The sequence below is a fragment of the Edaphobacter lichenicola genome (assembly GCF_014201315.1).
GTDB classification, from domain to species: domain Bacteria; phylum Acidobacteriota; class Terriglobia; order Terriglobales; family Acidobacteriaceae; genus Edaphobacter; species Edaphobacter lichenicola_B.
Genome location: NZ_JACHDY010000002.1, coordinates 1,075,105 through 1,096,893 on the forward strand (window position 1 = coordinate 1,075,105; position 21,789 = coordinate 1,096,893).

Consider the following 21,789-nt stretch of genomic DNA (forward strand, 5'->3'; position numbering starts at 1 on the left):
GGCCGCAGAGTTGTAGTTTCAGGCTAGAAAGAAACGCGCGCTCCGAACTGAAACTGCCGCGGATCGGACGACGCAGTCGGCGTGCCGGCCGCGGTATAAAGCAGGTTCACATCCAGGGTGTTGTTCTTGTTGATCAGGTTGAAGACGTCCGCAGTCACCTGCAGCGCAATCTCGTGCGAAAACGTGAAAGCCTTTGCGATTCGCAGATCCGTGAACACCGTGTAGGGCTTCACCCCGACATTGCGGCCAAGGTTGCCGGCAAAGTAGCTGCTCGCTGGCCCAGCGTCAGCAGGTGCATCCGCGTAGCACGGCAGATTGAACGCTCCGGTCGGAGAGTACTTGGACAGCACCGGAGCCGTACCGCAACTCGTCGTCCCACTGCCGGGAGCAACTGCGTTCGGCCTATCCGTGAGCGGATCGAAGTCGAAGTTCGTATCGGTTCCGGTCAGAATATTGAATGGCCGGCCCGAAGAGATCTCAAAGATCGGCGCCACGGTCACTCCGGAGAACGCCGCAGGAAAAAATCCCGAGCCGCCAATGTGGCCCGAGTTATACACCCCCGACAGCACCAGGCGATGACGCTGGTCGAAGGTCGAAGTGCTGCGCTCCGCATTGGGCGCAAAGTTACTCTGCGGAGCATCCGAGGTCGAGACCACGTCGGTCGAGTCGTCAATCGCATGCGACCACGTGTAGCTCACGAGAAACTCATAGTGCGTCGAAAAGCGCTTCCTCAAATTTGCACTCAGAGCGTTGTAGCTCGAGGTGCCAGTCGTCAGGTTAGGCGTCATATCGCCAAACGGAACCGGAATACCCACGCCAAGCCCATCCCCGGCAGCAATCTCGCTGGCCAGGGCAACGCACTGTCCCCCACCCACGTTCGGATTTGCAAGAAAGGTCGCAAGCGAGGTGTTCAGCCCGGACCGGCGAAAGAAGTTGAGCAGCGCTGGCGTGACAAAGGGTCCCGTGGGGCCGACTCCGCAAGGATTAACCCCGGCCGCCGTTCCAACCGTCAGCGGGTTTGATGTCGGGCTGGCAGTCCCAGGCGCTGCTGTCCCGGCCTTCACGGCGTTCACTGCATTTCGCCAGTTGGCGACGAGCAGTTGTGGATTGACCGGATTCACGTTGACAGGACGGTTCAGATGCCGCCCGCCGGTCGAGTTGAAGGCAACGTTCAGCGAAAGATCGCGCCCGAGATCCTTCTCCACTCCAAACGAGATCTGCTGCACATAGGGCGTCACGTAGTGAAGAGACGCAGGCAGGCCGGAGGGAAGAATCGCCAGAGGAAAACCCGCAGCCAGAAAGTTCTGATTAACGAAGACAGAGTTCGAGTTGTTGGGGTCGAACCGCTGCTGACTCGGAAGATAATTGACCCCCGCCGCACTCGCGCCCAGGCAGTTCGGATTTGCCAGCGATCCCTGAAACGCATTCGTAGCGTTCAGATTCAGCGGACTCGCCGCGGCGTTCGGACTCGCCACACTGCACGGAGTCCCGCCGCCAAGAATCACCAGCGGCACTTTGGTCGAATTGAAGATGCTCGACTGCGACTGAAGATTTCCCGGAGCGCGATCGTAAAACAGCCCGTAGTTCGCACGGATCACCGTCTTCGCATCGCCGCGCACATCCCACGCAATTCCAACGCGAGGAGCGACGTTGGAATCCTGCAGCCGAATGCCCTCACGAATCCCGTAGATCCTCTCGGCATCATTCGTGTTCGAATTCAAAGCAAGCTGCGTCGGGAAGGCCTCAATGTCATACCGAATCCCGAGGTTCAACGTCAGTCTGCTGGTGGCGCGCCAGCTGTCCTGCAGAAAGCCCCCAAGCGTCTTCAGATCGTACTTGTACGTCGTCTGCCCAATGCCCTGCGCGAACGACTGCGGAATTCCCAAACCATAAGCCTGCACCGGCGAGAAGCCCGGCAACCCCTCAAGCAAGGGCGAAACATCGGTTGCATTCAGGGCAGCGAACGTATAGTCGCCGCCGCCATAAAGCTGCCCCTGCAGCAGATTGATCGGGATATACCGAAGGTCCACACCAGCCTTGAACGTGTGTCCGCCGCGCGTGTACGTAAAGTTGTCCTGCAACTGGTTCTGATTCTCAATTCGGTCGACAACCGAGAACGGAGTCTTGCCAAAGTACGCATAGCCCGGAATATTCACCGCAGTACTGCTGCCGCCAGGCGCGTCCGTATTGGCGAATCGTACCGGGTGCCGCGCATATTGAAAGCGCAGCTCATTCACCTTGTTGTTGCCGATCAGGATCGTATGCTGCCCCGCAATCGCAACATCATGCAGACTCTGCGTCGCGGTACGGGAGAAAGAGTTCTCGCCGATATTCTGGTTCGCCGCGCTCTCCTCGATGCCCGTAATGTAACTGGGGCTGACGCTGGCGTGCAGAACTAGTTGCTGATTGCTCGTCAGCTTGTGATCGATCCGCAGCGAATAAATCTCCGTCTTCTCCGTCACGGGAAAGTTTCCGATCAGGCTGTTGAGCGGCGTAAACGAAGCAGGCGTCGCCTGACCCGAGGTTACAAAGTTCCTGGGTCCAATCGTCGACTGCAAAAACGCGGGATTCTGACCAGTCGTAGCCAGCGACGATCCCGATCCGACTAGAGCAATGTACTGCTGAATCCCCGGAGTGGTCGCTGGAGCGGCCTGCAAGAACGCCTGCTGCTCCGGCGTCCCCTGGATCGAAAGCGCACCCCCCGGAACCCCATAAAACCGGCTCACATCGATGCTCGTCAGTCCAAAGTTGTTTGAGCCGATATCGGAAAAGCCCGTCTCCTGCCGCCGCGTAATCTCAGTCGAAAAGAAGTAAAACGTCTTGTCCGGTACAATCGCGCCGCCAACGGTAAAGCCCGCCTGAACCCGCGTGTACGCCGGTTGGTCGACGGTCGAAAACGGATTCGTCGCCTGAATGTAGCGATTGCGCAGGAACCCGAAGGCGCTCGCATGAGTCGCATTTGTGCCAGATTTGGTCACAATATTCACCACCCCACCCGACGCTCTGCCATACTCCGCCGCAAAGCCGTTCGTGATGATCTGAAACTCCTGCACCGCATCCTGTGACACCGTCGTTCGCGTGCCGCCGGAGATGTAATCTCCAGCATCGGCGCCATCCACATTGATCGAGTTCGACCGCGCCCGAACGCCGCCAAAGTTCAGCCCCGAGGTCGGAATCGCACCCACCGAAGGCGCAGCGTCGCGCGCAATCTGCGAGTTCGTCAGAGTGAAGTTGATGTAGTTGCGTCCGTTCGTCGGCAGGTTATCAATCCGCAGCTGATCGACCGTCGTGGACTGCGAGCTCCGTTGCGTCTCGATGATATCCGCGCCCGAACTCACCGTAACAATCTGCGTCGAGCCCACCGAAAGAGACAGCGGAAGTTCAGCCTGTTCGCCCGTCGTCAGAATCACATTCTTGCTGATGTAGGTGTTGAAGCCTGTCGCAGTCGCCTGCACCGTGTAGGTCCCTGGCGGCAGCAGCAGCAGACGATAGTTTCCCTGTGCATCCGTGGTGGTCGAGCGCGAGAAGCCCTTCGACTCATCCGTAATCGAAACGGCAGCATTCGGAATCACCGCTCCGGTCTGATCGTGAACCGTGCCATTGAGCTGCGCCGTAGAGATGTTCTGAGCCTTGAGACCGGTGGAGAAAGAGCACACCAGAAGAAGAACAGCGGCCAGAGCGCTGAAGCAGAAAAGCCGCGACTTGAAGTTAAACATGCGTGTTGCTCCCCCGTTGTGTCGGCAGGCCCACCCCATTGGCGACGGCCCGACCGACAACTTTGACGACGCGATGTTCTACATGAATGATCATTCAGTAAGCAAGTAGAAACAGCGGACGACGTGGCTACCTGTGCAATCCCCTTCAAAATCGCCGCTCAATGACCTTTTTTTGTGAACTTTGCCCGCCCAGGGCCCTCAACCGCTGGCCCGCTCTTCCCCCGCGCCGGCAGGGCAAAGATCAAGCAGCGGGCAAGCCCCGCACCTCGGATGGTTCTTCGCACAAATCTGCTGCCCATGAATCTTGATCAAAGAGTGATGCTCGTCCAGCATCTCCGGCGCCCACTTCACCGGAGCCATCTCCATCAACCGTCTCTCCGTCTCCCGCGCATCCGCACTCCTGCCGACAAACCCCAGCCGCTGGGTCACCCGAAGATGATGGCTATCCACACACATCGCGCGCCTTCGCAACGTGCTGAAATTCACTACCGCCGCGCTGGTCTTCACCCCCACACCATCAAAACGCTCCAGCCACGAGCGAATCTTGTCCGTGCGATATCCCTTGAGAAACTCCAGCGAGAGCGATCCACAGCGCCGCGTAATCTCCTCCAACGCGGTCTTCAGATTAATCGCCTTCGGTTCAGGAAACGTCACCACACGAATCGCATCTTCGATCTCCGGAATCGAAGCATCGCGAAGATTCTCCCAACTACCGAAGCGTTCTTCGAGATGACCGATGACCTCCAGCGAGATCTCCGTCTTCGTCCGCGACGACAGCATCGAATAGATGAACTGCTTCAGCGGATCCCACAAATCCCGCTCCGGTGGCCGGCCGTAGTACGCCAGAAGACGGCGATGAATCTCCTCCAGACGCGTATCGGTAAACAGCGGCGCAGCCAGCATCACCCTGTAATTTTATCCCCCAACTTTATTCCCCCCGCATCAGCCGCCTAAAGAAGAGAGACGCCATCTGCATGCGATCAAACTCACCCTAGTTGCGAGTCACGCCCAGTTGTTTCCCCGCAGCCGTCTGCAAACCCCACGCCATACGCGGCGTATTGTGCGCCATCCCAACCCGCCCATCCGGCCCAAGCAAAATAATCCCGCCATGCCCACCCAGCCGGTTGAAAAGATAATCAATCGCCTCATGCGCAGCCTCGTCAGGACTGGCGCCAGCCGCCACACGATCCACCGCCCGCTTGCCCAGCACCAGCTTCATAATCGGCTCGCCCCACCCCGTCAGCGACACTGCCGCCGAAAGATTGTCCGCGTAGCACCCACACCCGATCAGCGAAGAATCCCCCACGCGCCCCGGAGCTTTATTCAAGGTCCCGCCCGTACTCGTTCCCGCCGCAATATTCCCATGCCCGTCGAGTGCCACCGCCCCCACCGTATCGTGCGACTCAAGGCTCCCCGAAAAAGTCTCATCCGGCAGCCCCGCCAGCTCGTCAGCCTGAGCCTTATAGAGCCGCTCCCTCTCCCGCGGCACCACCAAATCTGAGTTGTCGCAGAGCGCCATGCCATGCTGCCGCGCAAACCTCTCCGCCCCCGTTCCGACGAAGTACACATGCGGCGACTTATCCAGCACAAGCCGCGCCGCCCGTATCGGATTCCGCAGCCGCTCCACGCAAGCCACGCCCCCGGTGCGAAGGTTCTCCCCATTCATCAGCAGAGCATCCATCTGCACCCGGCCGTCCTGCGTCAGAAACGATCCACGCCCCGCGTCGAACGTATCGTCATCCTCCATGACCGCGACCGCGGCCTCAACGGCATCCACAGCAGCCGCGCCTCGTTCCAACAGAGCATACCCGGCAGCAAGCGCATTCGCGATGCCGGCTTCGTGTGCCGCGATGGCGTCGTCAGGCATCGCCCACGCACCGCCATGAATTAACAAAACTGGTTTCACACTCATCGCATCCAAGTCTACGGGATCAAGTCTACGGGATTTAGACCATCCCCTTCCATCAAGCTCGCTTGTTGTAAAACCTGGCAGAAAACCGAGGACTAGGACGAAATGGCAAAGACAATCGCTGACCTAATCGTGGAAAGCCTGAAGAACGCCGGGGTAGAGCGCGTCTACGGCCTCCCGGGCGACTCGCTCAACGGATTCACCGACTCACTCCGCCGAGACGGCACCATCGAATGGATCCACGTGCGCAACGAAGAGGTCGCCGCATTTGCCGCAGGCGCCGACGCGCATCTCACCGGCTCCCTCGCAGTCTGCGCCGCAAGCTGTGGCCCCGGCAATCTCCACCTCATCAACGGCCTCTTCGACTGCCATCGCAACCGTGTCCCCGTGCTCGCCATCGCCGCCCACATCCCCAGCCCCGAGATCGGCACCAACTACTTCCAGGAGACTCACCCGCAAAATCTCTTCAAAGAGTGCAGCCACTACTGCGAGATGGTCGGCATCCCCGAGCAGATGCCGCGCGTACTAGAGATCGCCCTGCGCACCGCCATCAATCTCTCCGGCGTCTCCGTCATCGTGTTACCCGGAGACGTCCTCCTCCACAGCGCTCCTTCCGATCACAACCTCGTTCCCATCAGAAGCGCAAAGCCCGTCATCCGCCCCAACGACGACGAGCTGCGCGATGCCACAGAGATCCTCAACTCCGCAGCAAAGGTCACCATTCTCGGCGGAGCCGGTTGTAATGGCGCACATAAAGAGTTGATCGCAACTGCCGACGCCTTGAAAGCCCCTATCGTCCACGCACTCCGCGGCAAGGAGTACATCGAGTACGACAATCCCTTCGACGTCGGAATGACCGGCCTCCTCGGCTTCAGCTCCGGCTATCACGCCATGGAAGACTGCGACGTCCTGCTCATGCTCGGCACCGACTTCCCTTATCCGCAGTTCTTCCCTAGCCACGCAAAGATCATCCAGGTAGACCTCCGCGGCAACCAGATCGGCCGCCGCACCAAGGTCGATCTCGGCCTCGTAGGCTCCATCAAAGACACCCTCTCCGCACTCCTCCCCCTGCTCACCAAAAAGACCGACCGCGCCCACCTCGACACCAGGACAAAGGACTACAAAAAAGTCCGCGAAGGTCTGGACGAACTGGCCGGCCCGGACGACAACAAGACACCCATCCACCCCCAGTATGTCGCAAGACTCATCGACCAGTTAGCCGCCGCCGACGCCATCTTCACCTGCGATGTAGGCACCCCCACCGTCTGGTCGGCCCGCTACCTCACCATGAACGGCCGCCGTCGTCTCCTCGGCTCCTTCAACCATGGATCGATGGCCTCCGCGGTCCCGCAAGCCATCGGCGCGCAGTCGGCCTTCCCCACCCGTCAGGTCGTCACGCTCTCCGGCGACGGCGGCCTCGCCATGATGCTCGGCGATCTCCTCACCCTCCGCCAGCTCAAGCTTCCCATCAAAATGGTCGTCTTCAACAACGGCGCTCTAGCCTTCGTCGAACTCGAGATGAAGGCCGGCGGCATCGTCAACTACGCCACCGACCTCGACAACCCCAGCTTCGCCGATCTGGCCAACTCCATCGGTATCCACGGCGTTCGCGTCGATCAACCAAACAACCTCGAATCCGCAATGAAGACCGCATTCGCAACTCCAGGACCAGCGCTGATCGAAGTGATGGTCAATCGACAGGAGCTCTCCATGCCGCCGCATATCAGTCTCGACCAGATGAAGGGTTTTTCGCTCTACATGGCACGAAGCGTCTTCAGCGGGCGCGGCGACGAGATCATCGACCTCGCCAAGACCAACATCCTCCAGCGAATCCTGCCCTAGGATGTATCGGTACAGAAGTGCGCCCTGCGCGGGCGGCGGTCACTTCGTGACTTGTATACCCCTTCGGTTGGCGCTCCCGTTGGTCGCGAGTAAAGATCTTGCGCCGACCATCGGGAGGACCGGGCGAAGCCGGTATACACCCCACGAAGTGGGCGCCCCACGCGCAGTGGGCCCGTCCGGCAGGACCGCCGTCTACTTAGCCTGCGCCGCCAGCAACTTCCTGCGCTCAGTCTCCAGATAGGTGTAGCGAATCCGGTGAATCACCGTCAGCGTTGCAAACAACGCCAGCACCCACAACGCCGGAGCCATCACGCCCCACCGGTTACACAGCGCACCCAAAATCACGCAGACGATCCGCTCCGGCCGCTCCATGAACCCAACCTTGCACGTCCCGATCAGCGCCTCAGCCCGCGCCCGCGTGTAGCTCACCATCACGCACGCCGTCATCACAAACGCCACCAGCCCCACATAAAACAACCGGTTCCCGCGCGCATAGTAGATTAGCAACCCAAAGAAAATAGCGACATCCGAATAACGATCCATCACCGAATCAAAGAACGCGCCAAACACCGAAACCTGATTCGTCTTCCGCGCTACCCGCCCGTCCACCATGTCGAAGACGCCGGCCCCTATTATGATCAGACCCGCATACAAAAACATTCGATTGGCATTATTCGGCCGCGCAAACCCAAAGAAACACGCCGCGATGATGTTGATCACCAGCCCAATAAACGTCAGTGCGTTCGGCGAGATGCGGGTCAGCGCTAGGCCGTTCACAATCTTCTGCAGCAGCCAGCCGCTGCCTTTGCCGAATGCGCTTGTCCAAGTCAAAAAACAAATCCTCCGGGGCGAATCCCCGTCTCTACCGCTTCCTTGTTATCACATCGATATCACATCGCGCACGTGCACCACGCCTGCGATGCCGTGTGTCTATGCTTCCTCGGGGGCGTCGTGAATCGTCAGCAGCTTGAGGATCTCAAGTTCGCGCTTGCCGTTCGGCGTAATCACCGTCGCAGACTCGCCAACCTGTTTGCCCAGCAGCGCCCGGCCGATCGGCGAAGTCGTCGAGATCAATCCTTTGGACACATCCGACTCCTCGCTCGTCACCAGCTGATACTGGATCTCCTCGTCCTTGCTCGAGTCGAAGACCGTCACCCGCGAGCCGAACCCAACCTTGTCATTGGGGATATTCACCAGGTTCACCATCGCCAGCTCGCCCATCCGCTTCTTCAACTGCCCCAGCCGGGCGTTGACGAAGACTTGGCGCTGCTTGGCCATGTGGTATTCCGCGTTTTCACTCAGGTCGCCCAGTGCGACGGCCTTCTTGATCTCTGCAGGGAGTTCGGTCGTAAGTTCGTGCTCCAGCAACTTGATCTCTTCTGCAAGCCTCTTTTTTACTTGTTCTGGCATGGGGCCTTCCGGATGGTACTGACGAGCGCGCAACCCTTCGCGCGGCAACGCATTCTGATCAAAACTCGATTATACGATGGCGGACCGCAAAACCACCCCTGCGCCTCCTCCCCACCCATCAGCAGTCACAAACTTGAGTCTATGGGCGTGCACTCCCAGTCATCTGGAGAGGCCAGCCGTAAAATGAGAACAACGAGCCAGATAACCCGCGCCTGTCCGGCGGCAACCTGAACGATAGCCCGACAAATAGCCCGACGACAGCCCCATCCCGCGCCAGAAAAACACGGAGCACGCATTTGAAGTTTCTCGGTATCCTCCTCCTGCTTCTGCTCACCGCCCTGGCCGTCGCCGCCGGCGTCATCTACACGCCCTACGGCCCCACCACCGAGACCTTCTTCGACATCGCCCCCGGCACCGGCACCGAGACCATCGCCACCCAGCTCGAACACAGCGGCATCATCCGCAGCCGCTTCGCCTTCTACCTCCTCCGCCTCAAGATGGGCGGCACCCTCAAAGCCGGCGAGTACCGCTTCCAGGGCAAGCTCCCCATGACCGACGTCTACCAGCACATCCTCCACGGCGACGTCTACACCCGTGCCTTCACCATCCCCGAGGGCTTCAACATCTTCGACATCGCCCAGGCAGCCGAGGCCGCCGGCTTCGGACCCCGCGACGCCTTCCTCGCCGCCGAGCGCCAACACACCGAACTCATCGCCGCCTGGACTGATGGACCGCCCGACGGCCCACCCCCCGCCTCGCTCGAAGGCTATCTCTTCCCCGACACCTACCAGTTCTCCCGCCACGCCACGCCGCTCCAGATCCTCTCCGCCATGGTCCGCCGCTTCCACCAGGTATCCGCCCAGCTCGGCCTCACCAACGACGTCTCCCGCACGGTCATCATGGCCTCCCTCATCGAAAAAGAGGTCCGTCAGGATGCCGAGCGCCCCCTCGTAGCCGGCGTCTTCGTCAACCGCCTCGCCAAAAACATCCCCCTCGCCACCGACCCCACCGTCATCTACGCGGCCCTGCTCGACAACCGCTGGCGCGGAACCATCTACGCCTCCGATCTCCAGTCCCCATCCCCCTATAACACCTACAAACACACCGGCCTGCCCCCCGGACCCATCGCCAACCCCGGCCTCGCCGCCCTCCGCGCCGCCATGCGCCCAGCCCGCACCGACTACCTCTACTTCGTCAGCGACGCGTCCGGCCACACCCGCTTCTCCGCCACCCTCCAGGAGCACGCCCAGCAGGTCCAGTCCTACCGCGCCGCGCAGAAACAGCAGCTCTCCGGCACCGGAGTGACCCCTTAGCCAGCCGCTTTACTCAGGAAGTTTCGGAAACGCATCGGAACCTCAAAACATCCAATGCGTACACGGAAATAGTCAAAGATTACCGCGTCACGGCCTGAACCAACGGAACCGAGCCGGAAAGATATACTTGAAGTTTGTGCTCATGAGGATAAGACAAGCGGCGGCGATGGCAATCCTTGGGCTGGCTCCGGCGCTGACCGGCTGCCTGACCCATACCCGCATCGTCCCCAAGACGCGCCCCGCCGACGTTGTACTCAACGCCGAGCTTGAAGATCTCCTCAAGCAGGTCGACGTCCGCTTCAACGCCGCCCAGACCATGAACGCAAGCGTCGAGATCGTCGCCACCACCGGCGGCGGCCGCCAGGGCAAAGAGACCCAGTACCCCAGCTTCAGCGGCTACATCTTTCTCAGAAAGCCGCAGGACCTCCGCGTCCTCCTGCGTGTCCCCTTTCTCGGTTCGGTCGCGCTCGACATGGTCAGCGACGGCAAGACCTGGAGGCTCTGGGTCCCCAGGCGAAATCTGGCTATGACCGGCACCAGCGAGGTCACCAAGTCCTCCACCAACGGCCTCGAAAACCTTCGCCCTGCCGTCTTCTTCGACTCCCTTCTCATCCACGGCCTCGGCCCCGACCAGGTCGTCTCCCTCACCCAGGACACGCGGGTCATCGCCAACGAGAAAAACGCCAAGGACCTCATCGAGGAGCCGGACTACGATCTCGAGTTCCTGGCACAGCCCAAAGGGCAGACCGCCCACACCGTTCGCGTCATCCACATCAGCCGCGCCAACCTGCTCCCCTACCAGCAAGACATCTACGGCCCCGACGGCACCGTCGTCACCCGCGCCTTCTACAGCAACTACCAGAAGTTCGGCGACACCCCCTTCCCCATGAAGATCGAGATCCGGCGCCCGCAGGACCAGTACACCCTGACCCTCACCCTCACCAAGCTCACCCTCAATCAAAAGCTCGAAGACGACCAGTTCGAACTAAGAATCCCCGACAACGTCCCCATCAAAAAAATGGACTAGCCTCCGCCCCGCGCTTGCATGCATCAAGTGCGCCCTGCGCGGGCGGCGGTCACTTCGTGACTTGTATACCCCTTCGGTCGGCGCTCCCGTTGGTCGCGAGCCATCTTTCTTTCCGACCAACGGGAGGACCACGCGAAGCAGTAAAAAGGCGTGCGAACGCCCGCCCCACGCGCAGTGGGCCCGTCCGGCAGGACCTGTCATCTCGACCGAAACAGTTTTGAAGCTAGTCCTCCGCCCACCGCTCCCCGGCATCGGCCACCGCATACGATCCGCTCTCCGACCGCCCCTCGCGCTTGACGACCGAAACCAGCGCCCCCAGCAGCAGCGCACCACCCGCATCCGCAAACACCGAGAAGTTCAGCGGCTCCTTGAGCCCCATACTCCACGTCATCGCCAACGCGAACAGCGCAAACAGCCCAGCCGCCCCATACGCGACATACTCCAGCTTGTACCCAACCAGCAGCCCCACCCCAAACATAGTCTCGAGTCCCGTGGCAATCCACGCCAGCGCAGGAATCAAGCCCCTCGGCGCAAAGCTGTTCACCACGCCGCAGTAAGCCACAAAGTGTGCCCAGTCGCCCCACGAAGCTCGCGGCGAGCCATACGGCCCCCACAGCCCAAATCGATCCGCCACGGCCGAAAGCAGCGTCACCGCCAGAGCAACCCGCCCCACCCACAACGCAAGCGTCACAACTCGTGAAGTTCTCATAATCAACGCAGACTCCCTCTCGCAAACATATCGCACCCCGGAAGCCGCATCCACCAAACTCAGCGAACGATCTGCGCTCTCTCCAATAAGGGAAATCCATAGCCCGAAGCTCTGTCCTGCCGGACGGGCGCCCTGCGCGGGCCGCGGTCACTTCGTGACGTGTATACCGGCTTCGCCCAAGCCTCCCGATGGTCGGCACAAGATCTTCCTTCGCGACCAACGGGAACGCCAACCGAAGGGGTATACCTATCACGAAGTGATCGCCGAATCGGGGTCCCCGCAAACAGGTCTTCGTTTGCGGGGTGACTGAGCGCAGGAGGCCCGTCCGGCAGGACAGTTACATAAAATCCCTCAGCCCCGCCCTCTCCGCATGCACCGCAATCGCCTCATTGATCTCAAGCGCCAGCGCCAGCGCAGCCCGCCCATCCTCGCCCGAAACCACCGCCCTCGTCCGCTCACGAACAGCCCGCAGAAACGCCTCAATCTCCAGCCGCAGCGGCTCCCCAAGCTCCACCGTCACCTTCTTCAGCGAGAGTCCCGCCGAAGGATGTCCCCCCAACTGCGCCCCAGCCTGTTGCGCCTTCTCCGCCAAAGCAGCCAGCATCGCCGGATCCATCCCCGCCGCCGCCGTCACATCGATCATCAACAGATCCTGCCGCGCAAAATCCAGCGAGAGATATTGATGCGGCTGAAAGAATCGCAGCTTCCTCACCCGCTCCGTACTCACCCGGCTAGCCGTAAAGTTCGCAATGCACCCGTTCTCGAACTCCACCCGAACATTCGCGATATCCACCTTGCGCGACAGCACCGGCAGCCCCACCGCCCGCACCTCGCGCACCGGCGAAGCCACCAGGCTCAGCACAATATCCAGATCATGAATCATCAGGTCCAGCACTACATCCACATCCAGCGAACGCGGCGTAAAGATGCTCAGCCGATGCGCCTCAAAGAACATCGGCTTATGCAGATGCTCCCGCGCCGCCGTCACCGCCGGATTGAACCGCTCCAGATGCCCCACCTGCACAATGCGGCCATGCCTGCGCGCCAACTCCAAAATCAAATCCGCATCAGCCAAACTAGCCGCCAGCGGCTTCTCGATCAGCAGATCCACCCCAGCCGCCAACAGCGGAGCAGCGGCGCTCGCATGATGCACCGTCGGCACACACACCGAGGCAGCATCAAGCCGTCCAACCGCACCCAGGCAAGCCTCGATCGTCCGAAAGCCCGGCACACCGAACTTCTCCGCAGCCGCAGCCACAGCCGCCGAATCACGATCCACCACGGCCACCAGCTCCACCGCCTGCCCCGCCCGTTGCAACTCGCGTAGCACCCGCAGATGATTCCGCCCAAAGGCTCCCGCCCCCATCACCGCGACCCGCAGAGCCTGCGCGCCCGCCACACCTTCTTGTGCCACTACTTCTTTTCGACCGGAGCCTCAACCGCCTCGCGGCAGCGGGCATACAGCTCAAGCAGATGTGTCACCTGTTCCTCACTCTTCGGCGAGGTAGGCAGACCAAAACCAGTTGATCCCGCCGACTTGCTTCCAACATTCGCCTGCGATGCAACAAACTTGAGTAGATCGAGCGCGATATCTTCGGTACGGCGCGCCGTGCTGATGGATTCCATGAAGTGGTTCCTCTCGTTTCTCTTAGCCTGATGTTAACGCCCACATGCCATGCACGCAAATGGGCACCCCTCCACCACAACGATAGACTTCTCCTACACCAAGTCCAGGAGGTCCACGCAGAGATGAAGTCAAAGATCCATGACCAGATCCATGACCAGATCCATGACCAGATCCATGACCAGATCCATGACGAGATCCATGACGAGATTAATGACGACGACCTGAACAACTTCGAAGCCGAAGGCGTCGCACTCCCGCCGCTCGAAGGCAGCATCGACCACGGCCACGTCGAACACGAAGGAGCCCGCATCTGGTACGCGACCTACGGCTCCGGCTCGCCCGTCATCCTGCTCCACGGCGGCCTCGGCCACAGCGGCAACTGGGGCCATCAGGTCCCCGCGCTCCTCGAAGCCGGCCACCGCGTCATCCTCATCGACAGCCGCGGCCACGGACGCAGCACACGCGACACCCGCCCCTACACCTACGAGCTCATGGCCTCCGACGTCCTCGCAATCATGGACACCCTGCACGTCAAACAAGCGTCCCTCATCGGCTGGAGCGACGGCGCCTGCATCGCTCTCATCGTCGCCGCGCAGGCCCCTACCCGCGTCGCAGGCGCATTCTTCTTCGGCTGCAACATGGACCCCACCGGCCTGAAACAAATCAACCAACACAACCCCCTGCTCTCCCGTTGCCTCTCCCGCCACTTGCAGGACTACGCCCAGCTCTCCGCCACACCCGACCACTTCCACCAGTTCGCCGAGGCCGTCGGCATCATGATGAAGTCCCAACCCAACTACTCCGCGCACGATCTATCCCAGATCAGCGTGCCAGTCCTGATAGTTCAAGCCGAGCACGATGAGTTCATCCGCAACGAACACGCCGAATATCTCGCGCACAACATCCCGGACGCAAAGCTCGTCGTCCTCAAAGGGGTAAGCCACTTCGCCCCGCTCCAGCGCCCTCAGCAGTTCAACCAAGCCCTGCTCGCCTTCCTCAGCGAACACCAACCCCAAACCTAGATCGAAGCGAATGTCCTGTCGTACGGGCCCACTGCGCGTGGAGCGGCGTTCTCACGCCTTTTAGAGCTTCGCGTGGTCCTCCCGTTGGTCGGAATCACTTTCCTTCGCGACCAACGGGAGCGCCAACCGAAGGGGTATACAAGTCACGAAGTGACCGCGGCCCGCGCAGGGCGCACTTCCGCATAGGTTATCTTGGCCTAACCGGCAATCCCACACCGATAAGCCGCCTGCACCCCACACACAATCTCATAAGCGATCGTACCCGCCAGCCTCGCATGATCCTCCGCCGTCACGCCATCGCCCAGCACCACCACCTCATCCCCCAGCGCAATCCCCGCAATCCCGCTCACATCCACAATCGTCAAATTCATCGACACCCGCCCCACAATCGCCGCCCTCTGCCCCCGTACCATCGCCCACCCACCCGGCCGCGCATTCGAAGCCGAAAGCTCCCGCCGCAGTCCATCCGCATATCCAACCGGCAGCAGCGCCAGCCGCATCGCCCGCTCCACCACAAAGATCCCGTTGTACCCAACCCTCTCCCCAGCCTGCACCTCGCGCACCCCAATCACTCGCGTCTTCCACGTCATCACCGGCTGCAACTCCTGCCGCACCGCACTCAACCCCTCACCCTCAATCGGCAGACAATACCCATAAAGCGCAATCCCGGCCCGCACCATCGATCGCGCCCCGACCCCACCCGCCAGCCCACGCAACCACGCCAGGTTCCCCTCCGAACCCTGGTTATCTACCGTCGAAGAGTTCCCTGCATGAACCCACGCCGGCCGCAGCCCCGCCGCCGCAACCGCGCCCATCGCCTCCTCGAACCGCCTCCGCTGCAACGCCGTCTGAGACGACCCCGCCACCTCCGACGAAGCAAAGTGCGTCATCACCCCATCCACCCGCAACGCCGTCTGCCCCGTCACCCAAGCCAGCAACCCCTCCAGCTCCGCCTCCGGCGCAACTCCCTGCCGGGCCATCCCCGTATCGATCTCCACATGCACCGCCACCGGCCCGCCGCCACTCTGCACCGCAGCCTCCACCAGCCACTCCATCTGCTCCCTCAGCCAAACCACCGGCGTCAATCCATACCGAATCACATCCCCCGCATCCTCGCGCAGCAACCCCGACATCACCAGAACTCCCGGCTGCCTCTCGCGCGAAATCCCGGCCCCCGTCAGAGCCTCCCGCACCGCCGCACCCTCCGCCACATCGGTCACCCCCAGCCACTCCGCCCCCGCCCTCGCCAGCACCGGAGCACACACCGCCGCCCCATGCCCATACGCATTGGCCTTCACCACCGCCAGCACCGCGGTCTTCCTACCAGCCGCCTCCCGCAGCAGCCCGTAGTTCCCCGCCAGCCGCCGCTCCGAAACCTCCACCCAGCTCTTCACATCCCTATCCTACCGTCGCCGCCCCCTCCCGCAGATACCTCCCCAGATACGGTCGTCCTGTGAATAGATACGGCAGTGCCGTGAATCTAAGCGAACGCATGGAGACGCCGAGTTATGCCGTTTGACACGAAATACCCTCCGCCCTAACATAAGGCTGTTCCCGTGGGGCACGTCGGCATCCCCTGCCGAAAGGGCCAGGCCCGCCCGCTGAAAAAATCTCAGCCGGGATGTGCCTATGCCCACCATTGAAACCTACCGCAAGCAAGCCAAACTGTTCCTCCGCTGGCATCGCGAAGGAGACTACTCCATCGGCGAACGAGTACGCCGCCTCGAACGCTATCGGTCTCTGACCGACCAGCAAGTGCTGGCGCTCAAGTTCCCCCTTGCCCTGGCGCAGGAGATCGTCGCAGTCGAAGCTGGCTATCAAAGATGGGCCGATCTGAAAGCCGCAACCGCCGGAGCAACCCGGACTCCGCGCGCTCCATCCAGCCAGCCATTCCTCAAAAGGGTCACCCCCATCCTGTTCGTGCGCGACGTCAAGACAAGCGCCGCCTTCTTCCAACAGAAGCTGGGCTTCGAGATCGACTTCCTCCATGGCCTGCCTCCGTTTTACGGCGCAGTATCCCGAGATGGCGTCTGCCTGCACCTCCGCTACGTGCAGCAACCCTTCTTCGCGCAAGCCGCCGCCGAGGAGAAATCGCTGATCGTTGTCTCCATCGAAGTCTCAAACGTTCAAGGCTTATTCAAAGAGTTCAAGTCGCGGGATGTGGAGTTTGCTCAAAAGATCACCAGGCAAGCCTGGGGCGGAACTGATTTTCACGTGCGAGATCCCGACGGCAATGTCCTCTCCTTCGTTACATACAGTTGAACGTCACATACGGTTGAACGTCGCATACAGTTGAAAACTGACCGTCTCCAGCCCGCCTCAGAGACTTTGGGGATGCCCTCCGCCTCACTCTTCGTATCCGGAGTCAAACCGGCGACCCTGCCGGAACCAAACTCACCCCCCTGCCCCAAATACCTCTTATTCCCCATCGCACCCCGAGTGTGATACAAAGCCACGTCTGCAGAAAGCACATCCGCCGCGCCTCCACCCGGGGTTCGCGACGTCTCCAAGGGGTACGTCCGTCGCCATGAAAATGAATAGCCGTTCAGTTGCACTGCACGCCAGCCTAGTCGCAGCTCTCACTCTCCCCCTCGTCCCCCTCGCCGGTTGCAACAATGACAGCGCCAGCAGCAACGCCGCCAAGCAGCTCGCCGCCCTCCAGGCCCAGCAAGCAAAGAACGCAGGCAACTTCTCCAACACCGTCTTCCTCGGCGACTCCCTCACCGCAGGCTTCCAGAGCGGCTCCCTCCTCGACATCACCCAGGTCCACGGCTGGGCCCCCGTACTCGCCGCCCAGGCCGGATTCAACATCGTCCAGCCCCTCATCGGCTATCCAGGCGCGCCCAACGTCCTCCAGCTCGTCTCCCTCGGACCCCCGCCCATCATCGCTCCGGTCACCGGCACCTCCAAGGGCCGCGACAACTTCGCCACCCAGGTCACCGACCTCGCCGTCCCCGGAGCCCTGCTCAACGACGTCATGAACACCGTCCCCGAGGTCAATCCCGCACCCGGCACCCAGGCCCAGCTCAACCAGCTCGTCCTCGGCTTCCCCGGCCTCGGCTACGGACAGGCCAACAGTCAGGCCACCTTCGCCGTCAACGCCCAGCCCACCACCATCTTCCTCTGGATCGGCAACAACGACGCCCTCATCGCCGACGAGACCGGCATGCCCAGCAGTATGACCTCCGTCGCCACCTTCACCAGCCAGTACCAGGCCCTCATCACCGAACTCACCACCAAGGCCCCGGCCCATCTCGTCATCGGCAACATCCCCGACGTCACCAAGGTCCCCTACCTCACCCCGGCCGCCCTCGTCCTCGGAGAGGTCTCCGCCGAAACCGGCCTTCCCACCGCAGTCCTCAGCCAGGTCCTCGGCATCGTCCCCGGAGATCTCGTCAACCCCACCGGCACCGCCGAGATTCCGCTGATCCTCACCGGCCATCAACAAGGCCCCATCTCCGACTCCGGCGTCCTCTCCGCCGCCGAGATCGTCACCGTCCAAACCCAGGTCGCAGCCTTCAACCAGGTCATCGCCGCCCAGGCCAAAGCCGCCAACGCCACCCTGGTCGACATCAACGCCCTCTTCAACCAGGCCTTCACCAATGGCGTCACCATCAACGGCTACACCGGCACCTCCAGCTTCCTCGGCGGCATCTTCGCCCTCGACGGCATCCACCCCACCAACGTCGGATACGCCGTCGTAGCCAACACCTTCATCGACACCATGAACACCGCCATCAGCACCAAGATCCCCGACGTCCCGCTAGGCCCGGTCGCCGCCACCGATCCCTTCTGGCCACCCAACCTCGCCACCCAGGTAGCCCCCGCCGCCCGACCAAGAATCATGCCCGCCAACGCCGGCAAAGCCATAGCCCCCATCCTCGGAAAGAAATAGTCACCGCAGAAAAGAATCCCGTTGCTCGGAATCATCTTCCTCCGACCAACGGGAGGACCAAGCGAAGCGGTATACAAGTCACGAAGTGACCGCCGCCCGCGCAGGGAGCCCGTCCGGCAGGACAGTGCCCGAAAAAAAATAGTTCGAAATAGTGGCGTAGTTCGTTCTTCCGGCCCGCCTCAAATCCGTCATCTCGACCGAAGCGACAGACAGTCTCACCGTCTGTCGCGTAGTGGAGAGACCCCCGCATTTCGCCCGTACCTGCCACCCACACCAACCCAAAACCGTCCTAGGGGCCTTCTCAGCCATCAAAACAGAAATGGCTTGCCACCCCTAGGCAAGCCACCTCCCCTCAAACAGCCCTCGGTTTTACTTCTTCTCTTTCGCATCTGGCCTGAACTTTTTCCAAAGCTCAAACGCATGTATGAGAACAAGCAGAAGCACATCCAGCCCCTTCACGTCTTCAAGCACGACCATCTTCCTCCTTTCCGCCTTTTCTAGTTTCATCAATGACTCGGAAGTTGCATATACCACGGAAGGAGTACATCTTTCTCCTAAAATCAATCACTTAGCTGCTTCTGCGACTTATGTGCTATGGCCTCCTGAACTCACTGTATGCAAGAAAAGCGGTTACTGCAGCTACCCGATAGGGGATGCTAGAGTGCAACTTCCGTGTGATTAAGGCAGAAAGATTTTAGCGTCGAGAGGACTTCTTCTTGCGCTAACCGTTCGAGTTGTTCTGGTGTCAGCGTGTGGCGGGTGGCAGGCTTCCGCACATTGTCTGCTGGGTCATCGAACTCCTCTAACGGCGGGGGAGGGCCGAATGGAATCGTATGGGCGCTTGGGTACGGGCGTTATGGATTGAGCCGAGGTAAACAGTGTTGAGTCCATACCGCACATTCAGCGCGTTTAGTGCCTCTGTCACCTTCGCTCTATCCGCGCCGTCAGGTTCAGGCCCGAATAGATCAGGTTCAGGTTCTAGCCCAAATCTGCCTGTCAAGCCCCAAATCCTCCTATCTCTCTCGTAATGAAAGAGATAAAGGTTGCGTATGAGTTAACCCAAATCAGCTATCCTTTTAAATCAGAGCAAAAAAAGCCCCCGTGGATCACATCCCGAGGGCTTTTCCTGTTCCTGCTCGAATCATGCCACTAACTCCTTTAGAAAGAGGGATCTGCAGGTAACCCCTTTGAATGGAAATATTTACAGAGGCATAAATATACTTGGATAACCCAACGAGGTACACGATGAGGGTCGCGCATTGGGTCATTATAGAGCGAATGAAAGGTGAAGTTTGGTCATCCCTCGCCCCAGAAGTGGTTGGATTAGTTCAGGCTTCGGTTAATTGTTTTCAATAACTTACGTTGACTTTCATCCCCAGCCCCTTTACCCTTATGGTATCCCAAAGCGATGAGAGGGGATAGCAAGATGACCACAATGAATACGAGGAATTTTGATGATTATGTTGCAGCCGAGATGAGGCTGGACAAGGAGGCTATTGATCGCCTGAAGCGCAGATATCCCGAATGGGAGTTTGTGCAGCGTTCTGAAGGCCAAAAGACACTGCCCCTTGTGTCGGCGCAGGCTGCCCCAGTTGGCACAAGCGGAGAGCCGCTGATTCAGGCGGTGCAACGAATCATTCGCGCTTCACCTAACCGTGAGTGGATTAGTGCAGATATCTACGCGGCACTCGCTACGGAGAGCTTTCCACTGCCCGAACCAAGGACGCAGAGGATGGCGAATATATCTACAGCTTTAGGCAAGCTGGCCGAACGGCCATCGTCGTATGTTCGGCTTGTCTATAAGGGGGCAGGACGTAATCCCAATCGCTACCAATGGAGGGATATCCCATGATCTTTAAACAAGATTAGGGAGCCAGTGAATCGGCTCCCTACGTGTCCATTATCCCGTCTGTAGGCCGTTACAGCGGCTTGAGGAGAGATGGATGGCAGTGCAAACGTGGTAAAACAACTAACTCGAAGCGTCAACAGAAGAGGCAATTCCGCCACTAACCGAAGCGTGAAGGGGGCCGTCGCAATACCGGACGGCTTCACCTCACACAACGAAGCGTATCAAAAGTAAAACCACTAAGATACTCCTCTTTTCATAAATACCATGCACCTTTCGATGCATGGTATTCTCTTCCCATGAAGATCGAACCGTCATCTTCGCAGCCACAGAATCAGGCTTTCACTGCTGCGTTGAAAAAGATCGCTACGGCAGGCGCGGCTTCCTCCCACGCCGCAATCCAGGCTTCCAAAGCAACGAAGCCTTCGTTGCATACTCGATTCGTCCCACGCCCCGCAAAGGGCCGTGCTTAGGCTTGTGAGCCTGCCTCCTTACCCGTCAACTCAGCGTAGGTAAGACGACGGTTTACGACCTGCGACAGAGCCTTTACGAACCGGCTCCCATCATTGTGTCCAATGCGATTGTTGAAGCGAAACATTTGCTCATCCAAGTAACGGTCAAGGTGCATTGGCTCTACCGCTACATACGTTCCGTTCAATCCCCGCTTTAGTAAACTCCAAAAATTCTCGATAGCCTGAGTGTTGACGCCGCCAGCGGTCACATACTCTTCCATGTGATTCACCGTTTCGTGCACAAACTCTTTAGTGGCGAGTCCATCGTATCCGGCCCACTTGTCGGTATGCACCGTGCTTCCGAAGCCGACGTTGTCGAGAATCGCAGCCTGTAGCGTGATGCGCTTGACGTTTGGTACTACCTGAGCGCGTACCTGTCGTGTTCCAGTCTCCAGCATTCCAAAAACGGCGGTCTTCTCTGCATAGCCGTTCATGCCAATCTGTAGCTTGCGGCGGCGGCTTGCGTGCATGTTCTTTGGCTTGCCGCCAATGAAGGACTCGTCTATCTGCACGGGAGTACCGGAGTCGCCCATCTTCTCCACCTGCACATCTTTGAGAATGAAACGGAGTCGTTGTAAGACAAACCACGCACTCTTTTGAGTGATGTCCAGATCTCGGGAAATCTCATAAGAACTGACACCGTTCTTACAATTCACGAGCAGCCAAAGAGCGCACATCCACTTGCTCAACTCAATTGGGCTGTCCTCGAAGATCGTACCTACCTTCACGCTGAATTGCTTGCGGCAAGCATGGCACTTCCATCGCTTCTGCGTCGCTAGCCAATAGTGATTTCGCTTCTCCTGCGTCGCATTGCACTTCGGGCAAATAGGGCTGCCATCCTGCCAGCGTAGAAAAGCAACCGCATTGATGCAGGTTTGCTCTTCGGAAAAGTATTTGATGGCTTCGATTAGGGTTTTCGGCATTTCCACGTTCATTCACCTTGACTAACCCAATAATAGCC

Annotated in this window: 18 protein-coding genes; 7 read left to right on the forward strand and 11 right to left on the reverse strand. The window is 60.0% G+C overall.

Annotated elements, in window-relative coordinates; all coding sequences use genetic code 11:
- Window positions 1–23 precede the first annotated feature (23 nt).
- The 3 genes from HDF09_RS10745 to HDF09_RS10755 all read right to left on the reverse strand — a co-directional run bounded on the left by HDF09_RS10745 (window position 24) and on the right by HDF09_RS10755 (window position 5,628).
- Window positions 24–3,716 carry a TonB-dependent receptor gene (locus tag HDF09_RS10745; RefSeq protein ID WP_260181100.1) on the reverse strand — a complete coding sequence of 1,231 codons (3,693 nt, stop codon included), beginning with the start codon at window positions 3,714–3,716 and terminating at the stop codon, window positions 24–26.
- A gap of 198 nt (window positions 3,717–3,914) precedes the next feature.
- Window positions 3,915–4,619, reverse strand: a complete 705-nt coding sequence (locus tag HDF09_RS10750; protein WP_183766238.1) for an endonuclease III domain-containing protein — start codon at window positions 4,617–4,619, stop codon at window positions 3,915–3,917.
- 88 nt (window positions 4,620–4,707) lie between these two features.
- Window positions 4,708–5,628: an isoaspartyl peptidase/L-asparaginase gene (locus HDF09_RS10755; protein ID WP_183765810.1), complete on the reverse strand. Its 921-nt coding sequence runs from the start codon at window positions 5,626–5,628 to the stop codon at window positions 4,708–4,710.
- A gap of 102 nt (window positions 5,629–5,730) precedes the next feature.
- On the opposite strand from HDF09_RS10755, the gene poxB reads away from it, so the two are divergent.
- Window positions 5,731–7,467, forward strand: coding sequence for a ubiquinone-dependent pyruvate dehydrogenase (gene poxB, locus HDF09_RS10760; RefSeq protein ID WP_183765814.1), 1,737 nt, complete (start codon window positions 5,731–5,733; stop codon window positions 7,465–7,467).
- A 192-nt stretch (window positions 7,468–7,659) separates the two neighbouring features.
- Here poxB and HDF09_RS10765 read toward each other — a convergent pair whose 3' ends face one another.
- Window positions 7,660–8,298: a CDP-alcohol phosphatidyltransferase family protein gene (locus tag HDF09_RS10765; protein WP_183765816.1), complete on the reverse strand. Its 639-nt coding sequence runs from the start codon at window positions 8,296–8,298 to the stop codon at window positions 7,660–7,662.
- 99 nt (window positions 8,299–8,397) lie between these two features.
- Entirely contained in the window at window positions 8,398–8,877 is a 480-nt protein-coding gene (locus HDF09_RS10770) for a GreA/GreB family elongation factor (protein WP_183765819.1), read from the reverse strand.
- 296 nt (window positions 8,878–9,173) lie between these two features.
- Here HDF09_RS10770 and mltG point away from each other — a divergent pair, with 296 nt between their 5' ends.
- Entirely contained in the window at window positions 9,174–10,190 is a 1,017-nt protein-coding gene (gene mltG, locus HDF09_RS10775) for an endolytic transglycosylase MltG (protein ID WP_183765822.1), read from the forward strand.
- A gap of 142 nt (window positions 10,191–10,332) precedes the next feature.
- Complete coding sequence (locus HDF09_RS10780; protein WP_221270093.1) at window positions 10,333–11,217, forward strand: LolA family protein; 885 nt, start codon at window positions 10,333–10,335, stop codon at window positions 11,215–11,217.
- Between the two features lie 223 nt (window positions 11,218–11,440).
- Here HDF09_RS10780 and HDF09_RS10785 read toward each other — a convergent pair whose 3' ends face one another.
- From HDF09_RS10785 to HDF09_RS10795, 3 genes are all read right to left on the reverse strand, one after another.
- A complete protein-coding gene (locus HDF09_RS10785; RefSeq protein WP_183765825.1) occupies window positions 11,441–11,926 on the reverse strand; it encodes a DoxX family protein in 486 nt (161 codons plus the stop codon).
- 337 nt (window positions 11,927–12,263) lie between these two features.
- Complete coding sequence (locus HDF09_RS10790; protein ID WP_183766242.1) at window positions 12,264–13,292, reverse strand: Gfo/Idh/MocA family oxidoreductase; 1,029 nt, start codon at window positions 13,290–13,292, stop codon at window positions 12,264–12,266.
- Window positions 13,293–13,339: 47 nt separating this feature from the next.
- Window positions 13,340–13,552: a hypothetical protein gene (locus HDF09_RS10795; RefSeq protein ID WP_183765828.1), complete on the reverse strand. Its 213-nt coding sequence runs from the start codon at window positions 13,550–13,552 to the stop codon at window positions 13,340–13,342.
- A gap of 123 nt (window positions 13,553–13,675) precedes the next feature.
- Here HDF09_RS10795 and HDF09_RS10800 point away from each other — a divergent pair, with 123 nt between their 5' ends.
- Window positions 13,676–14,575 carry an alpha/beta fold hydrolase gene (locus tag HDF09_RS10800; protein ID WP_183765831.1) on the forward strand — a complete coding sequence of 300 codons (900 nt, stop codon included), beginning with the start codon at window positions 13,676–13,678 and terminating at the stop codon, window positions 14,573–14,575.
- Window positions 14,576–14,772: 197 nt separating this feature from the next.
- Here the strand turns inward: HDF09_RS10800 and alr are convergent, their stop codons facing one another.
- Window positions 14,773–15,969, reverse strand: coding sequence for an alanine racemase (alr, locus tag HDF09_RS10805; protein WP_183765834.1), 1,197 nt, complete (start codon window positions 15,967–15,969; stop codon window positions 14,773–14,775).
- 235 nt (window positions 15,970–16,204) lie between these two features.
- On the opposite strand from alr, the gene HDF09_RS10810 reads away from it, so the two are divergent.
- Both HDF09_RS10810 and HDF09_RS10815 read left to right on the forward strand, forming a co-directional pair.
- Complete coding sequence (locus HDF09_RS10810; protein WP_183765837.1) at window positions 16,205–16,837, forward strand: glyoxalase superfamily protein; 633 nt, start codon at window positions 16,205–16,207, stop codon at window positions 16,835–16,837.
- A 271-nt stretch (window positions 16,838–17,108) separates the two neighbouring features.
- On the forward strand, window positions 17,109–18,470 hold the full coding sequence (locus tag HDF09_RS10815; protein WP_183765840.1) for an SGNH/GDSL hydrolase family protein: 1,362 nt from the start codon (window positions 17,109–17,111) through the stop codon (window positions 18,468–18,470).
- Between the two features lie 369 nt (window positions 18,471–18,839).
- Here the strand turns inward: HDF09_RS10815 and HDF09_RS10820 are convergent, their stop codons facing one another.
- Window positions 18,840–18,977, reverse strand: coding sequence for a hypothetical protein (locus HDF09_RS10820; protein WP_183765843.1), 138 nt, complete (start codon window positions 18,975–18,977; stop codon window positions 18,840–18,842).
- 919 nt (window positions 18,978–19,896) lie between these two features.
- Here HDF09_RS10820 and HDF09_RS10825 point away from each other — a divergent pair.
- On the forward strand, window positions 19,897–20,322 hold the full coding sequence (locus HDF09_RS10825; RefSeq protein ID WP_183765846.1) for a hypothetical protein: 426 nt from the start codon (window positions 19,897–19,899) through the stop codon (window positions 20,320–20,322).
- A gap of 463 nt (window positions 20,323–20,785) precedes the next feature.
- Here HDF09_RS10825 and HDF09_RS10830 read toward each other — a convergent pair whose 3' ends face one another.
- Window positions 20,786–21,751, reverse strand: coding sequence for an IS1595 family transposase (locus HDF09_RS10830; RefSeq protein WP_260181104.1), 966 nt, complete (start codon window positions 21,749–21,751; stop codon window positions 20,786–20,788).
- Between the last annotated feature and the right edge of the window lie 38 nt (window positions 21,752–21,789).

Bases quoted from the DNA above. Each gene is read 5' to 3' on its own strand.
- HDF09_RS10830 (WP_260181104.1), bottom strand. From the start codon at position 21,751: ATGCCGAAAACCCTAATCGAAGCCATCAAATACTTTTCCGAAGAGCAA.
- poxB (WP_183765814.1), top strand. From the start codon at position 5,731: ATGGCAAAGACAATCGCTGACCTAATCGTGGAAAGCCTGAAGAACGCC.
- HDF09_RS10785 (WP_183765825.1), bottom strand. From the start codon at position 11,926: ATGAGAACTTCACGAGTTGTGACGCTTGCGTTGTGGGTGGGGCGGGTT.
- HDF09_RS10810 (WP_183765837.1), top strand. From the start codon at position 16,205: ATGCCCACCATTGAAACCTACCGCAAGCAAGCCAAACTGTTCCTCCGC.
- HDF09_RS10745 (WP_260181100.1), bottom strand. From the start codon at position 3,716: ATGTTTAACTTCAAGTCGCGGCTTTTCTGCTTCAGCGCTCTGGCCGCT.
- HDF09_RS10780 (WP_221270093.1), top strand. From the start codon at position 10,333: ATGAGGATAAGACAAGCGGCGGCGATGGCAATCCTTGGGCTGGCTCCG.
- HDF09_RS10770 (WP_183765819.1), bottom strand. From the start codon at position 8,877: ATGCCAGAACAAGTAAAAAAGAGGCTTGCAGAAGAGATCAAGTTGCTG.
- HDF09_RS10750 (WP_183766238.1), bottom strand. From the start codon at position 4,619: ATGCTGGCTGCGCCGCTGTTTACCGATACGCGTCTGGAGGAGATTCAT.
- HDF09_RS10815 (WP_183765840.1), top strand. From the start codon at position 17,109: ATGAATAGCCGTTCAGTTGCACTGCACGCCAGCCTAGTCGCAGCTCTC.
- HDF09_RS10795 (WP_183765828.1), bottom strand. From the start codon at position 13,552: ATGGAATCCATCAGCACGGCGCGCCGTACCGAAGATATCGCGCTCGAT.
- HDF09_RS10790 (WP_183766242.1), bottom strand. From the start codon at position 13,292: ATGGGGGCGGGAGCCTTTGGGCGGAATCATCTGCGGGTGCTACGCGAG.
- HDF09_RS10825 (WP_183765846.1), top strand. From the start codon at position 19,897: ATGACCACAATGAATACGAGGAATTTTGATGATTATGTTGCAGCCGAG.
- HDF09_RS10820 (WP_183765843.1), bottom strand. From the start codon at position 18,977: ATGAAACTAGAAAAGGCGGAAAGGAGGAAGATGGTCGTGCTTGAAGAC.
- HDF09_RS10755 (WP_183765810.1), bottom strand. From the start codon at position 5,628: ATGAGTGTGAAACCAGTTTTGTTAATTCATGGCGGTGCGTGGGCGATG.
- HDF09_RS10800 (WP_183765831.1), top strand. From the start codon at position 13,676: ATGAAGTCAAAGATCCATGACCAGATCCATGACCAGATCCATGACCAG.